Here is a 13,441-nt window from a genome sequence, read left to right on the forward strand (position 1 = left end):
AGAGACGCGCCGGTGACCTCTTGGGGTACTCCCCCGCAAACGGGTGGTGCCCCCACCCGCTCGGCGGGACCGGTTGCACTCACCCCGCAAATCCGGCCGCCGTGGTTGGCGCCACTGGTCGACAACGTCGACCAGGTGCCGCAGGCATATCGCCGCAAGGTGCCCCCTGAGCTTCTGGCCGCGGTCACCGAAGCTGGGGTGGCCGGCGCCGGCAGCCGCGACGCGGCGGTGCTGGTGCTGTTCTCGGGGCCGAGCTCTCCGCGCGCGGGTGGACAGTTGCCCGATGATGTCGATCTGTTGCTGACCGTGCGCGCCGGCACGCTGCGCCACCATGCCGGCCAGGCGGCGTTCCCCGGTGGGGCGGCGGACCCCGACGACGCCAGTCCCGTCCACACCGCCTTGCGAGAAGCTCAGGAAGAGACCGGTATTGACCCGCGGCGCCTGCATCCGCTGGCCACGTTGGAACGAATGTTCATTCCGCCCTCCGGTTTTCACGTCGTTCCGGTGTTGGCCTACTCGCCGGATCCGGGGCCGGTGGGCGTTGTAGACGAGGCAGAGACCGCGATCGTCGCGCGGGTTCCGCTGCGGGCCTTCATCAATCCTGAGAATCGGCTGATGGTGTACCGAAGCGCGGCGGGCCGCAGCTTCGCCGGACCGGCGTTCCTGCTCAATCAGATGCTGGTGTGGGGATTCACCGGTCACGTAATCTCGGCGATGCTCGACGTGGCCGGGTGGACGCAACCGTGGAACACCGAAGACGTCCGGGGGTTGGACGAGGCGATAGCGCTCGTGGGAAGCAGTGAGGAGCCCCTGTGACGAGTTCGCAATGGCTGGACATCGCCGTGTTGGCTGTGGCGTTCGTCGCGGCCATCTCGGGCTGGCGGTCCGGTGCGTTGGGCTCACTGATGTCGTTCGTGGGCGTGATCCTCGGTGCCATCGCCGGGGTGATGTTGGCTCCGCACATCGTCAGCCACATCAGTTCCCCGCGCGGCAAGTTGTTCGCCGCGCTGTTCTTGATCCTCGCCTTCGTGGTGGTCGGTGAGGTCGCCGGCGTGGTGCTCGGTCGCGCGGTGCGCGGCGCAATCCGCAACCGCGGGGTGCGCACCGTCGACTCGGTGATCGGCGTGGCTCTGCAGCTTGTCGTGGTCATGGTGGCGGCGTGGCTGCTGGCCAGTCCGCTGACGTCATCGGACCAACCGAACCTGGCCGCCGCGACCCGCGGCTCGAAAGTGCTTGCCGAGGTAGACAAGTACGCACCCGAATGGCTCAAGACGGTGCCGAAGCGGATGTCGGCACTACTGCGCACCTCGGGGCTGCCCGACGTTTTGCAGCCGTTCGGCCGCACTCCGATCCAAGCGGTCGATGCCCCGGACGCATCGCTAGCCGACAGTCTGGTCGTCGCCACCGCCCGGCCCAGCGTGGTCAAGATCCGCGGTGTCGCCCCGGAGTGTCAGAAGGTCTTGGAAGGTACCGGTTTCGTCATCGCCCCCAATCGGGTGATGTCCAACGCGCATGTGGTCGCCGGCTCGGACAGCGTCACTGTGGACGCCGAGGGGCAGGAGTACCCGGCGACCGTCGTCTCCTACGACCCCAACGAGGACATCTCCATCCTGGACGTGCCGAACCTGCCGGAGCGTCCCCTGGTATTCGCCGATCAACCGGCCAAGTCGGGCACCGACGCGGTGGTGCTGGGCTACCCGGGCGGGGGGGAGTTCGCAGCGACACCGGCTCGCGTGCGGGAGATCATCGAGCTCAATGGGCCGGACATCTATCGCACCACCACGGTCAACCGGGAGGTCTACACCATCAGAGGTACGGTGCGCCAGGGAAATTCCGGTGGTCCGATGATCAATCGAGCCGGCCAGGTGCTGGGCGTGGTGTTCGGGGCGGCGGTGGACGACAACGACACGGGATTTGTGATGACGGCCAACGAGGTGTCGCGTCAGCTGGCCAAGATCGGTCACACCGAGAAAGTGCCCACCGGGGCTTGCGTCACCTGAGGCGGCCGTACACCTGGTCGAGGAACCGTCGCAGGTGTTCGTTGACCTCGTCCGGGGCTTCCTCGTGGGCGAAGTGTCCGACGCCCGCGACGGACACGAACCGTCCGCGCGGCGCGTAGTGCTGGGTGCGAACCACCGGGTCGGCGAGCACGTACGGGTCGGCGTCCCCACGCAGGTGCACGAGAGGAACATCGAGCTGGCGGTCCATCGATCTCATGAACCGCCAACCCTCGCTGCGCATCTGACTGCGCACCGCCCAACGCTGGTATTCCAACGCGGAATGCGCCGCCGCGGGAATCTGAATGGCTTTGCGCATATGTGAGATGGTCTCTGAAAAGTCTTCGGAGGCAAGCCATTTACCCGATGCGCGGCTGCGTACCAGATGCTCGAGATGGTCGGCGTTGTGCCGGGTGAGCGCCCGCTCGGGCCATATCGGTACCTGGTAGCGCAGCAGAGTCGGCAACAACGCCCGGCGCTGGTCGCGCCGGGTCAGCACTGAAGCACGCAGGGCGGCCGGGTGCGGCGAACTCACCAGCGCGATGCCCCGGACCACCCGCGAATGCAGGACCGAGGTCGCCCAGCAGACAAGTCCGCCGTCGGCATGCCCCACCAGGGTCGCCGAGCTGTGGCCGAGCGCGCGGATCAACCCGGCGGTGTCTCCGGCGAGCGTCCAGCCGTCATAGCCGCGGGGCGGTTTGTCGCTGCCGCCGTAGCCGCGCAGGTCGACGGCGACCACTCGGACACCGGACAGGCCGCGCAGTTGATGACGCCAGGACCACCAGAACGAACCGAAGCCGTGCAGCAGAATCACCAGCGGACGCGAGGTCCCCGCCGCCAACTCGGCGCCGCCCCGCGCCTCGACGCAATGGAACCGAATTCCGTTGGCGTGGACGTCGAAGTGGCGCCACGGCCCCGCGATGCGGGTGACCGACGGATCCGGTTGTGTCATCACCAGCCCGAAGGGTCCTTGGGTGGCGCGCTGCCCGCGGTGATGTCCTTGTCGGCGCCCTTGTCGTGGCCGGGTGTCAGCGCGTCCCGGGTTTCTCGCACCGATTCGATCGTCTGCTGCGGGCCGCGGATCCGGCGCACCTTGAGATAACCCAGCAAGGCGAAGACCGCGGTGGTGACCACCATCAGAAGGAACACGATCAGGAACGCCACCCAGCGCCACAACCAGGTGTCCAGCAGCTCGGCGAGGAAGAAGAACAGGAAGAACGTGGAGTAGAACAACACCACCAGCGCGAGGATGAAGAAGACGCTGCCGGTCAGGCCCTTCTTCACATCCCGGGTGATCTCGGCCTTGGCCAGCTCGACCTCGGCGCGCACCAGGGTGGACACCTGTGTGGTGGCGTCTTTGACCAGATCACCGATGGAGGGATTGGCGGGTATCGCGTTCGGGTCCACCAGCGGGATCGAGGTGACTGTGGTGGGCACCCCGTTCGTGCGATCGCCATTGCTCACGGCTGTCCTCCAACTGTTCGCTGTCGTCGCGGTTCATGTTGCCATGCCGGGCTCGCGGCGGGATACCCAGTGAGCTGTTACGCAAGTTACGGGTGTGGCCACGCTAGACTCACCGTGTCGGGGTGGACGGTAGATGGAGGTTGCCAGTGACGACCGCGCAGCGTGTGCGGCTGAAGATTGGCGCCGTTGGCGCGGCCCTCAGCGCCCTCATCGTCCTTGCCCCCGCACTGGCGCCGACGGCCGCGGCCGACGGCAAGGTGCCGATCGGCGGCGGGGCGGGCATCGTCGTCAACGGCGACATCTACTGCACGCTCACGGCCATCGGAAACGACAACACCGGCGCGCTCATCGGGTTCACCTCCGCGCACTGCGGTGGCCCCGGCGCCCAGGTCGCTTCCGAAGACCGGCCGGACGACGGCGTCATCGGCACTATGGTCGCCGGCAACGACAAGCTCGACTACGCGGTCATCCGGTTCGACCCGGCCAAGGTGCAGCCGGTCTCCAATTACAAGGGGTTCGTCATCGACGGCATCGGTCCCGACCCGGTGTTCGGCAAGATCGCCTGCAAGCTGGGCCGCACCACCGGCTATTCCTGCGGGGTCACCTGGGGCCCGGGACAGGATCCGGGCACCATCGTCAATCAGGTCTGCGGGCAGCCGGGCGACTCCGGCGCGCCGGTCACCGTCGACAACAAGCTGGTCGGCATGATTCACGGCGCGTTCAGCGAAGACCTGCCGACCTGCGTCATCAAGTTCATACCGCTGCACACGCCCGCGGTGACGATGTCGATCAACTCGATCCTCGGCGATGTCGCGGCCAAGGACCGCCCGGGCACCGGATTCGTCCCGACCCGGGACGTCGTGGGCCCGTCCTGACCCGATGGTCCGGGTCCGCGCGGGCCCTTTCTATCTAGTTGGCCTTGCTGGCCCGGATCGCCTCGAACACGGTCGGGTCGACCAGTGTCGAGGTGTCGCCGAGTTCGCGGCCCTCGGCCACGTCACGCAACAGCCGGCGCATGATCTTTCCGCTGCGGGTCTTCGGCAGTTCGGGCACCACGTGAATCTCGCGCGGTTTGGCGATCGGGGAGATCTCCCGGGAAACCTCTGCGCGCAACTCGTCGACCATCTGCTGGCTCGACATGTCGGCGTGATGGGCCTTGAGGATGACGAAGGCGCAGATCGCCTGACCGGTGGTGTCGTCGGAGGCGCCGACGACGGCTGCCTCGGCGACCCCGGCGTGCCCCACGAGCGCGGACTCGACCTCGGCGGTGGAGATCCGGTGCCCGGACACGTTCATCACGTCGTCGATACGGCCGAGCACCCACACCTCGCCGTCACTGCCGTAACGGGCGCCATCGCCGGCGAAGTACCACCCCTGCTCTGCGAAGCGTGCCCAGTAGGTGTCCCGGAACCGTTCGGGATCACCCCAGATACCCCGCAGCATCGCCGGCCACGGCTTGTCCAGCACGAGGTAGCCGGTGACGTGTTCACCGTGATCGGGGCTGGGCTGCAACTCGTTTCCGTCGTCATCGACGATCTTGGCCGAGATACCCGGTAGCGCCCGCATCGCCGAACCCGGCTTGCAGTCCGTCACGCCGGGCAGCGGGGAGATCATCGCCGCGCCGGTCTCCGTCTGCCACCAGGTGTCCACGATCGGCGTGGTGTCGGCGCCGAACACCAGGCGATACCAGCGCCAGGCCTCCGGGTTGATCGGCTCGCCGACCGACCCGAGCAGCCGCAAGCTGGACAGATCGTGGGCGAATGCGATCTCCCGGCCCCACTTCATGAACGTCCGGATCAACGTCGGAGCGGTGTAATAGATTGTCACACCGTACTTTTCGATCACCTGGAAGTGGCGGTGCTCGTCCGGGGAAGCCGGGGTGCCCTCGTAGACGACCTGGGTCGCCCCGTTGGACAACGGCCCGTAGACGATGTAGGTGTGGCCGGTTACCCAGCCGATATCGGCGGTGCACCAATAGATGTCGGTCTCCGGCTTGATGTCGAAGACGTTGAAATGGGTGTAGGACGCTTGGGTCAGATAGCCGCCGGAGGTGTGGATGATGCCCTTCGGCTTACCCGTGGTCCCCGAGGTATAGAGCAGGAACAGCGGTTGTTCGGAGTCGAACGCCTCGGGGGTGTGCTTGGTGGACGCAGCATCGACTGTCTCGTGCCACCACAGGTCACGGCCCTCGGTCCAGCTGACGTCGATACCGGTGCGGCGTACCACCAGAACGTTCTGAACAGGGCCATTTTCGGCGGCCGTGAGCCCTTGCACCGCCTCGTCGACAGCCTCCTTGAGCGACACCGCGTTTCCCCGCCGGTACTGTCCGTCGGTGGTGATCACCAACTTGGCCTCGGCATCCTCGATACGCGCCCGTAGCGCGGCCGCCGAGAAACCGGCGAAGACCACGCTGTGCATGACGCCCAGGCGTGCGCAGGCCAGCATCGCCACGATGGCCTCGGGCACCATCGGCATGTAGATGGCCACCCGGTCGCCCGCGGTCAGCCCCAGCTCGGTCAACGCGTTGGCGGCCTTGCAGACCTCATCCTTGAGCTCGGCGTAGGTGAGCACCCGCGAGTCCCCGACCGGTTCGCCCTCCCAATGGATGGCGACCCGGTCGCCGTTGCCCGCCTCGACGTGCCGGTCGACGCAGTTGTACGCGACGTTGAGCTTGCCGCCGACAAACCAGTTGGCGAACGGTGCCTGCGACCAGTCGAGCACCTCGGTGAAGGGGGTTTCCCACGACAGCCGGTTGGCTTGTTTGGCCCAGAATGCCAACCGGTCGGCCTCGGCCTCGTCGTAGAGCTCGGCGGTAGCGTTGGCGGTGGCGGCGAAATCAGCCGACGGTGGGTAGGAGGTCAGAACTTCGGTGTGCGCCTCGGTCATGTCTGTGAGCGTAGTCACCGAACGTTGCATCGGCGTTGGCACGTCACATTCGTCGGCGGGCGGTTCGTGTCACGCGCCGAACGGCGCGCGACGACCCGGTTAGTGGCGACCGCGGCGCCGCCGATAGCGTGACCGAACGTGAGTGATCTCCTGGCTCCGCTGCTGGATCTGTCCGGTGTGGCGCGGGCCGCCGAAGCTGCCCGGGACGCCCTGGCCAAGGCGCACCGGCATCGCACGAACTTGCGGAACTGGCCGGTCACTGCCGCCGAGTCGGCCGTCCGCGGGGCGAGATCCTCCTCAGCACTCGACGGTGGCGCCGTGCAACTGGACGGCTCCGGCATTGAGCCCAACGATCCGATCCTGGCGGGTGCGCTGCGCGTCGGTCAGGCGCTGGAAGGCGGAACCACCAACCTCGTCGGGGTATGGCAGCGGGCACCCCTGCAAGCCCTGGCCCGGCTGCATGCGCTGGCCGCCGCCGATCTGATCGAAGAGGATCTGCTGGGCCGGCCGCGCCCGGACCCGGAGGTGTCCGCGCGGCTGGATCTGGTCACTCGGCTGGTGACCGGGGTCAGCAGTGCCCCGGCGCCGGTGCTGGCCGCCGTCGCCCACGGTGAACTGCTGACTCTGGCGCCGTTCGGCCCTGGCGACGGTGTCGTGGCGCGGGCGGTGTCGCGCCTTGTCACCATGGCGACCGGCCTCGATCCGCACGGGCTCGGGGTGCCCGAGGTGTACTGGATGCGCCGCGCCGAGGAATACCAGGCGAATGCGCATGCCTTCGCGACGGGGGCACCTGAGGCGGTCGGCGCCTGGGTGCTGATGTGTTGTCAAGCCTTGGAAGACGGTGCGCGAGAGGCGATGTCGATCGCGGAGGCAGCGTCGAAGTGATCGGAACGTAGCGAAGCGGGCGGCGATCCGAATATCTTCAGCGCACCGCCCGCTAGCACGGTTACCTGGTTACCAAGCGTGCAATGTGGGCTGCGTGGGTAGGCCTCGGCGGTTTTGCGATGCGCCTCGTTGACATCCCCACCCAAGGGGACGTTATGTCCGTTCGCTTTTCGCAATTACGCAGGCCCGCAACACTTCTGCCATATCGCGGCGTGCTCCGCGTGGGTGCCGGGAACCGTGCTGGGCCGCTTGGGTTGGGAGATAGTGCCTTCTCTTCCGGCGCTATCTTGGCCTCGCCAGGCGTCCGTGCTTCCTTTGTACTCCGTGACCCCCATCACAGCAAGGGGTTGGTAAGCAACGGATTGGTCGCGTTAGAAGGACAACCGCCGTAACACCGAGTAGGTCAACGCCCCGGCGGCCAGCGCGCTGATGCCCAACGCCGCGGTAGTGGCCACCGCCGCGCCCGATGGCGCGGGTATCCGGTCCCGCAACGGAACCGGCCGTGAGAACGTCAGCACCGGCCAGCCCTGGGCCGCGGCTTCCTTGCGTAACGCGCGGTCGGGGTTGACGACGGTCGGGTGGCCCACCGATTGCAGCATCGGCAGGTCGGTGATCGAATCCGAATAGGCGTAGCAGTGTTCGAGCGAGTGCCCCTCCAGCGCGGCCAGTTCGCGGATGGCCGCCGCCTTGGCCTCGCCGTAGCAGTAGAAGGCGACCTCGCCGGTGTACTTGCCGTCCTCGGCGACCATCCGGGTGCCCATCGCGTGGGTGGCACCCAGTGCGCGGGCGATCGGGGCGACGATTTCTTCCCCAGACGCCGAGACGATCACGACGTCGCGACCGCAGAGCCGGTGGTCGGCGATCAGTTCGGCGGCCTCGGCGAAGACCAGGGGGTCGACGATGTCGTGCAGCGTCTCGGTGACGATCGCCCTGACCTGTTCGACGTCCCAGCCGGCGCACATGGCGGTGACATAGGAGCGCATCCGGTCCATCTGATCGTGATCCGCGCCGGGCATCAGAAACAGGAATTGGGCGTAGCTGGACTTGAGCACGGCCCGCCGGTTAAGTAGCCCTTGGTCGAAGAAGGGTTTGCTGAAAGCGAGCGTGCTTGATTTGGCAATGACGGTCTTGTCGAGGTCGAAGAAGGCCGCGGTGCGGGACCGGGTGCCGGGCGCGTGCCGGGGCTGGGGATCGATTAGCTGGCGGGCGGCCGAGGCGGGGACGGTCACGCCACCCAGGATAGGGCGGGTGCCCAATCAGCTTTGGACGTGAGGACAAAGTGGCAGGCCAAGCCACGTGTCACACCCTGCATTTTCACAGCGAATACATGGTTTCGAAGTGATAGCAACACTTGCGCTACCGCACATTGTCGTGTGTATAGTAAGCATTACTCGGCTTATGCCGGGTGTGTATCAGCCCGACCCCCCGGGGCTGATACACGACGACCCTCGCCTCCTCCCCCCCCTGGCGGGGGTCGTCCCTTTTCTCCAGTAAAAATTATCGTCGGTCCCGGCAAACTCGACAAAAGTTGCCGAGATCACTTCTGTGCGCGTAAGTGAACCGATCATCGATCCCCAGATCGGCCCTCATCCACAGTTGCGTGCCAGCCCCCTGGCGTCGTGCGCCCGGCCATCCGACGGTGGGAGGGTGAGCACCAATCCCAGGGTTGTTCTGACCCTCGTCGCCGATCCTGAACTACGTGACCAGGCTGATCGGATCGCCGCGGCCGCCGGTGTGCGACCGGTGACGGCGTCCGCACCGCTGACCCGCAAGACGTGGTTGGCCGCGGCCGCCGTTCTGCTCGACGTAGCAGCGGCCCGAACCTGTGAGCGTGACGGGCTGCCCCGGCGCGACGGGGTGATCCTGATCTCCTCGGTCGAACCGGATGGCCCTACCTGGGCGGCCGCGATGGCGATCGGTGCTCAGCACGTTTGTGCACTTCCCGGCCACGATGGCCAATTGGTCGGGCATCTTGCGGATGCCGCGGAGAGCGCTTCGGATTCCGCACGGGTAGGGCGGGTGATCGCCGTGACCGGCGGGCGCGGCGGCGCCGGTGCCTCGACATTCGCGACCGCGCTGGCGCAGGCGGCGTCAGCCGCGCTGCTCGTCGACCTCGATCCGTGGGGTGGCGGCATCGACTTGCTGCTCGGAAGCGAGTCAGCGCCGGGACTGCGCTGGCCCGACCTGAGCCTGCAGGGCGGCCGCCTGGCCTGGGCCGCCGTCCGCGATGCACTGCCCAGCCACCGCGGGGTCAGCGTGCTGTCCAGCGCGCGGCACAGCCACGAGATCGAAGCCGGCGCGGTCGAGGCGATCGTCGACGCGGGGCGGCGGGGCGGCATGCTTGTGATCTGTGATCTACCGCGGCGAATGACCGCGGCAGTGACAGCCACCCTGGACGGCGCCGACCTGGTGGTGGTGATCACCACCTGCGACGTGCGCGGCACCGCGGCCGTCTCGGCGCTGGCCCCGATGCTTCGCGGGATCAACCCGAACGTCGGCCTGGTGGTCCGGGGGCCGGCCCCGGGTGGGCTGCGGCCCGGTGAGGTGGCTGAGGTCGCGGGGCTGCCGTTGTTGGCGGCAATGCGGCCGGAACCCATGGTCGCCGAACGCCTTGAGCGTGGCGGCCTGCGGCTGCGGCGGCGGTCTCCACTGGGTGCAGCCGCCCGGGCGGTCCTCGAAGTGTTACCGGCCGGTAGCCGGGTGCGTGCGGCGTGAGCGCCTCCTTGGTCGAGCGGGTCCGCGAGCGGCTCGCCGCCGAGTCGTCCTCACTGCGACCGGCAGCCGTCGCGGCGGCGATCCGAGCCGAGTCCGGGGGAGTGCTCGGTGATGCCGAGGTGCTCAGCAATCTGCGGATACTGCAGACCGAACTGACCGGCGCCGGACTGCTGGAGCCGTTGCTGCGCGCGCCGGGGACGACCGACGTCATGGTCACTTCCCCCGACGCCGTGTGGGTCGACGACGGAAACGGGCTGCGGCTCACCACGGTGCGCTTCGCCGACGAAGCCGCGGTTCGCCGCCTGGCCCAACGGCTCGCGGTGGCCGCCGGCCGGCGTCTGGACGATGCCCAGCCGTGGGTCGACGGGCAACTGAGCGGACTGGGCGCCGGAGACTTCTCGGTTCGTCTGCATGCGGTGCTGCCGCCGGTCGCCGCAGGCGGAACCTGTTTGTCGCTGCGGGTGCTCCGGCCCGCCACCCAGGACCTCGCGGCCTTGATCGCGGCGGGCGCGATCGCGCCTGCGGCCGCCGAATTGCTCACCGGCGTCATCGAGGCGCGGTTGGCGTTCCTTGTTTCTGGCGGCACGGGCGCCGGCAAGACCACGTTATTGGCGGCAGCCCTCGGGGCGGTCCCCGACAGCGAACGGATCGTGTGCGTGGAGGACGCTCCCGAACTCGCACCGCCGCATCCCCATCTGGTTCGCCTGGTGGCGCGGGCGGCGAACGTTGAGGGTGCCGGTGAGGTCACGTTGCGGCAGCTGGTCCGCCAGGCCCTGCGGATGCGCCCGGACCGGATCGTCGTGGGTGAGGTCCGCGGAGCTGAGGTCGTCGACCTCTTGACTGCGCTGAACACCGGCCACGACGGCGGGGCCGGAACTGTGCACGCCAACAGCCCGGCCGAAGTGCCGGCCCGGCTGGAGGCACTGGCCGCCCTCGGGGGGCTCGATCGCACGGCGCTGCACAGTCAACTCGCTGCGGCGGTTCAAGTCGTGGTCCATGTGGGCCGCGGCCGCGACGGTGCGCGCCGGCTCGACGAGGTCGCGGTGCTGTGCCGCGCCGACGACGGCGGCGTGCACGCGGTGACGGCGTGGCACGCGGACATCGGTTGGCAGCGCGGTCGACAGCAGTTGGACAATCTGATCGCAAAGTGCCGGCGGTGAACGGAATATCCTTGGCCGCAGTGCTTTTAGCCATCGCCGTGCTGGCGGCGCCGCCTCCGCCACGCGGGCGAATAGGCTTGGCGACGCAGCGAACGGGGGTGCGCGGGCCGATGCTGGCGGCGTGCGCTGTCGCCGCAGTTCTGTTGCCACCCCCGGTGTTGCTCTGCTCGGCGGTGCTCGGTATGACGCTGTTCGCGCGTCGGCGCCGTCGTCGCCGCGACCAGACGCGCAACCAAGCCGGCCGGGCCCTGGCGGGCGCGCTGGAGACACTGGTCGGTGAGCTGCGGGTCGGCGCACATCCAGTGCGCGCCTTCGCCATTGCCGCAGGTGAGTCTGACGGCGGTATCGGCGCGGCGCTACGTGCTGTGGCTGCGCGAGCCTGGCTGGGCGCCGACGTCGGCGCCGGGCTGCTGGCGATGGCCGACTCGACGTCGGTTCCCGCGCAGTGGGATCGGCTCGCGGTGTGCTGGCGGTTGGCCGCCGATCACGGCCTGGCCATGGCCGCGCTGATGCGCGCTGCCCAACGCGACATCATGGAGCGGCAGCGGTTCATCGCCCGGGTCGAGGCAGGCCTGGCCGGCGCGCGAGCCACTGCGGGAATTCTGGCGGGTCTGCCACTGGTCGGCGTTCTGCTCGGGGAGTTGATCGGTGCGCATCCAGTGCGGTTCCTCCTGGGTGGCGGGGCGGGCAGTGTATTGCTCGTCACGGGCGTCGGTCTGGTCTGCGCGGGACTGGTATGGGCCGACCACATCACCGATCGGATCCTGACGTGAGCGCCGCCGCGACGCTGCTGGCCGTCGCGCTGCTGTTCGCGCCGGGGCCGGTCGCTGTGCGCCGGCGGATCGGATTGGGCAAGTGGAGCATTGAGGCGGTGCACCGCCCCGGGCGTCGTGATCCGCTTGCGACTGCCTCTGCGCTCGATGTGTTCGCGGTGTGTCTGTTCGCCGGCATGTCGGTGGCCGCCGCTGCGGCGGCTACAGCGCCATCGTCCCCGGAACGACTCGCCGCGGTGCTGCGCAGAGCGGCCGATCTGTTGGCGCTAGGGGCCGACCCGGACACCGCTTGGCCCCGGGCGGTTGAGCCGACCGGGGAGGGTGGGGCAGCGCTGAGCAGGCTGGCACGCCGTTCGGCGTCCTCGGGAAGTGCCCTGGCCCAAGGAGTGGCCGAACTGGCCGAACAACAGCGTCAGGACGCCGGGCACGCCGCGGTGGCGGCAGCCGAGAGGGCGTCGGTGTTGATCGCCGGACCGCTCGGGCTGTGCTTCCTGCCCGCTTTCATCTGCCTGGGCATCGTGCCTGTGGTCGCCGGACTGGCCGGCGATGTATTCACGTCAGGGATACTGTGATGGAGAGGAAATACATTGTTCACCAATATGATTCACCGCTTGAAGGCGAGGTTGATGATCGCGGCGGTCGACGAGTCCGGGATGTCGACCGTCGAGTACGCGATCGGCACGATCGCCGCGGCCGCGTTCGGTGCGATCCTGTACAGCGTCGTCACCGGCGATTCGATCGTCAGCGCGTTGACCAACATCATCAACCGCGCGCTCAACACGAACGTCTAACGGGTGATTCCGGTTTCGCTACCGTCGAGGCGGCCCTCGCAATCGCCGCACTGGTGCTGGTGCTGGTCGTCTGCGCCGGTGGCCTCACCGCGGTGGCGATGCAGGTGCGGTGCATCGACGCCGCGCGCGAAGCCGCACGGTTGGCGGCCCGCGGCGACGAGGCGGGGGCGGGCGTCGCGGTCCGCGGAGTCGGGCCGGCGGGTGCGACGCTGCGGTTGCGCCACGACGGCGGTTTCTTCCGTGCGACGGTCAGCGGTCGGTCCCGACTGCTGCCGGGGGTTGTCATCACCGCCGACGCGGTCGCGGCGGCCGAACCTGGCCGGTGACGAAACGGGCGCAGCTACGGTTTTCGCGGCGATTCTGGTCGCCGCCCTGGTGGCGATCACCCTGGGCGGGGTGCACATCGGCGGGGCAGTCGTGGCCCGGCACCGGGCGCAGGCCGGTGCGGACATGGCCGCGCTGGCGGCAGCGATGTGGCTGCCGCGTGGTGCCGACAGCGCATGCCGGCAGGCAGCGGCGGTGACCCGCGCCATGGGTACGGTGCTGCGGCAGTGCGATATCGCCGAGCTGGACGTGGTGGTGGCGGTCGAGGCCGCCACCGGCCGACTCATCGGTGGCCGGGCCCACGCGGCGGCGCGGGCCGGGCCCCTGAACGTGGGCTAGGAGCCTGCTGAATTATTCCCGCGTGGCGGGGTTGGTTGTGGTGGGGTGTTGGGGACAATTGGTGGGTGCAGGGTCGTTCTGATGATCAGCGTGAGTTGTTGGATGCG

Annotated in this window: 15 protein-coding genes; 11 read left to right on the top strand and 4 right to left on the bottom strand. The window is 68.4% G+C overall.

From position 1 onward, the window contains the following. The first annotated feature begins 12 nt into the window (after positions 1 to 12). Together ORI27_RS23120 and marP are read left to right on the top strand one after the other, a co-directional pair. Entirely contained in the window at positions 13 to 816 is an 804-nt protein-coding gene (locus ORI27_RS23120) for an NUDIX hydrolase (protein WP_265999406.1), read from the top strand. Continuing rightward, entirely contained in the window at positions 813 to 2,000 is a 1,188-nt protein-coding gene (gene marP / locus ORI27_RS23125) for an acid resistance serine protease MarP (RefSeq protein ID WP_265999337.1), read from the top strand. The genes ORI27_RS23120 and marP overlap by 4 nt, the downstream gene beginning before the upstream one ends. On the opposite strand, the gene ORI27_RS23130 is transcribed toward marP, so the two are convergent. Further along, on the bottom strand, positions 1,993 to 2,949 hold the full coding sequence (locus ORI27_RS23130; protein ID WP_265999405.1) for an alpha/beta fold hydrolase: 957 nt from the start codon (positions 2,947 to 2,949) through the stop codon (positions 1,993 to 1,995). The two genes, marP and ORI27_RS23130, sit on opposite strands and share 8 nt — an antisense overlap. Then, a complete protein-coding gene (locus ORI27_RS23135) occupies positions 2,949 to 3,461 on the bottom strand; it encodes a phage holin family protein (RefSeq protein ID WP_265999336.1) in 513 nt (170 codons plus the stop codon). The genes ORI27_RS23130 and ORI27_RS23135 overlap by 1 nt, the downstream gene beginning before the upstream one ends. A gap of 170 nt (positions 3,462 to 3,631) precedes the next feature. Between ORI27_RS23135 and ORI27_RS23140 the strand changes: the two genes are divergently transcribed. Next, complete coding sequence (locus tag ORI27_RS23140) at positions 3,632 to 4,336, top strand: S1 family peptidase (RefSeq protein ID WP_265999404.1); 705 nt, start codon at positions 3,632 to 3,634, stop codon at positions 4,334 to 4,336. Positions 4,337 to 4,370: 34 nt separating this feature from the next. Here ORI27_RS23140 and acs read toward each other — a convergent pair whose 3' ends face one another. Further along, positions 4,371 to 6,347, bottom strand: coding sequence for an acetate--CoA ligase (gene acs / locus ORI27_RS23145; RefSeq protein WP_265999335.1), 1,977 nt, complete (start codon positions 6,345 to 6,347; stop codon positions 4,371 to 4,373). Positions 6,348 to 6,485: 138 nt separating this feature from the next. On the opposite strand from acs, the gene ORI27_RS23150 reads away from it, so the two are divergent. Continuing rightward, entirely contained in the window at positions 6,486 to 7,232 is a 747-nt protein-coding gene (locus ORI27_RS23150; protein ID WP_265999334.1) for an oxidoreductase, read from the top strand. Between the two features lie 371 nt (positions 7,233 to 7,603). Here the strand turns inward: ORI27_RS23150 and ORI27_RS23155 are convergent, their stop codons facing one another. Beyond that, positions 7,604 to 8,428: an HAD-IB family hydrolase gene (locus tag ORI27_RS23155; RefSeq protein ID WP_265999403.1), complete on the bottom strand. Its 825-nt coding sequence runs from the start codon at positions 8,426 to 8,428 to the stop codon at positions 7,604 to 7,606. Positions 8,429 to 8,879: 451 nt separating this feature from the next. Here ORI27_RS23155 and ssd point away from each other — a divergent pair, with 451 nt between their 5' ends. Genes ssd through ORI27_RS23190 form a run of 7 tightly spaced genes read left to right on the top strand, consistent with a single transcriptional unit; the run spans position 8,880 to position 13,334 of the window. Further along, complete coding sequence (gene ssd, locus ORI27_RS23160; RefSeq protein WP_265999333.1) at positions 8,880 to 9,947, top strand: septum site-determining protein Ssd; 1,068 nt, start codon at positions 8,880 to 8,882, stop codon at positions 9,945 to 9,947. Then, positions 9,944 to 11,107, top strand: a complete 1,164-nt coding sequence (locus ORI27_RS23165) for a TadA family conjugal transfer-associated ATPase (protein ID WP_265999332.1) — start codon at positions 9,944 to 9,946, stop codon at positions 11,105 to 11,107. Before ssd ends, ORI27_RS23165 begins: the two co-directional genes overlap by 4 nt. Then, on the top strand, positions 11,104 to 11,880 hold the full coding sequence (locus tag ORI27_RS23170; protein WP_265999331.1) for a type II secretion system F family protein: 777 nt from the start codon (positions 11,104 to 11,106) through the stop codon (positions 11,878 to 11,880). The genes ORI27_RS23165 and ORI27_RS23170 overlap by 4 nt, the downstream gene beginning before the upstream one ends. Then, complete coding sequence (locus ORI27_RS23175) at positions 11,877 to 12,452, top strand: type II secretion system F family protein (protein ID WP_265999330.1); 576 nt, start codon at positions 11,877 to 11,879, stop codon at positions 12,450 to 12,452. Before ORI27_RS23170 ends, ORI27_RS23175 begins: the two co-directional genes overlap by 4 nt. 27 nt (positions 12,453 to 12,479) lie before the next feature. Continuing rightward, positions 12,480 to 12,671: a DUF4244 domain-containing protein gene (locus tag ORI27_RS23180; RefSeq protein WP_265999329.1), complete on the top strand. Its 192-nt coding sequence runs from the start codon at positions 12,480 to 12,482 to the stop codon at positions 12,669 to 12,671. A gap of 41 nt (positions 12,672 to 12,712) precedes the next feature. After that, complete coding sequence (locus ORI27_RS23185) at positions 12,713 to 12,997, top strand: TadE family type IV pilus minor pilin (protein WP_407666404.1); 285 nt, start codon at positions 12,713 to 12,715, stop codon at positions 12,995 to 12,997. After that, positions 12,951 to 13,334 carry an Rv3654c family TadE-like protein gene (locus ORI27_RS23190; RefSeq protein ID WP_265999327.1) on the top strand — a complete coding sequence of 128 codons (384 nt, stop codon included), beginning with the start codon at positions 12,951 to 12,953 and terminating at the stop codon, positions 13,332 to 13,334. The genes ORI27_RS23185 and ORI27_RS23190 overlap by 47 nt, the downstream gene beginning before the upstream one ends. Positions 13,335 to 13,441: the final 107 nt, after the last annotated feature.

This window comes from Mycobacterium pinniadriaticum, from assembly GCF_026242045.1.
Lineage (GTDB): Bacteria > Actinomycetota > Actinomycetes > Mycobacteriales > Mycobacteriaceae > Mycobacterium > Mycobacterium pinniadriaticum.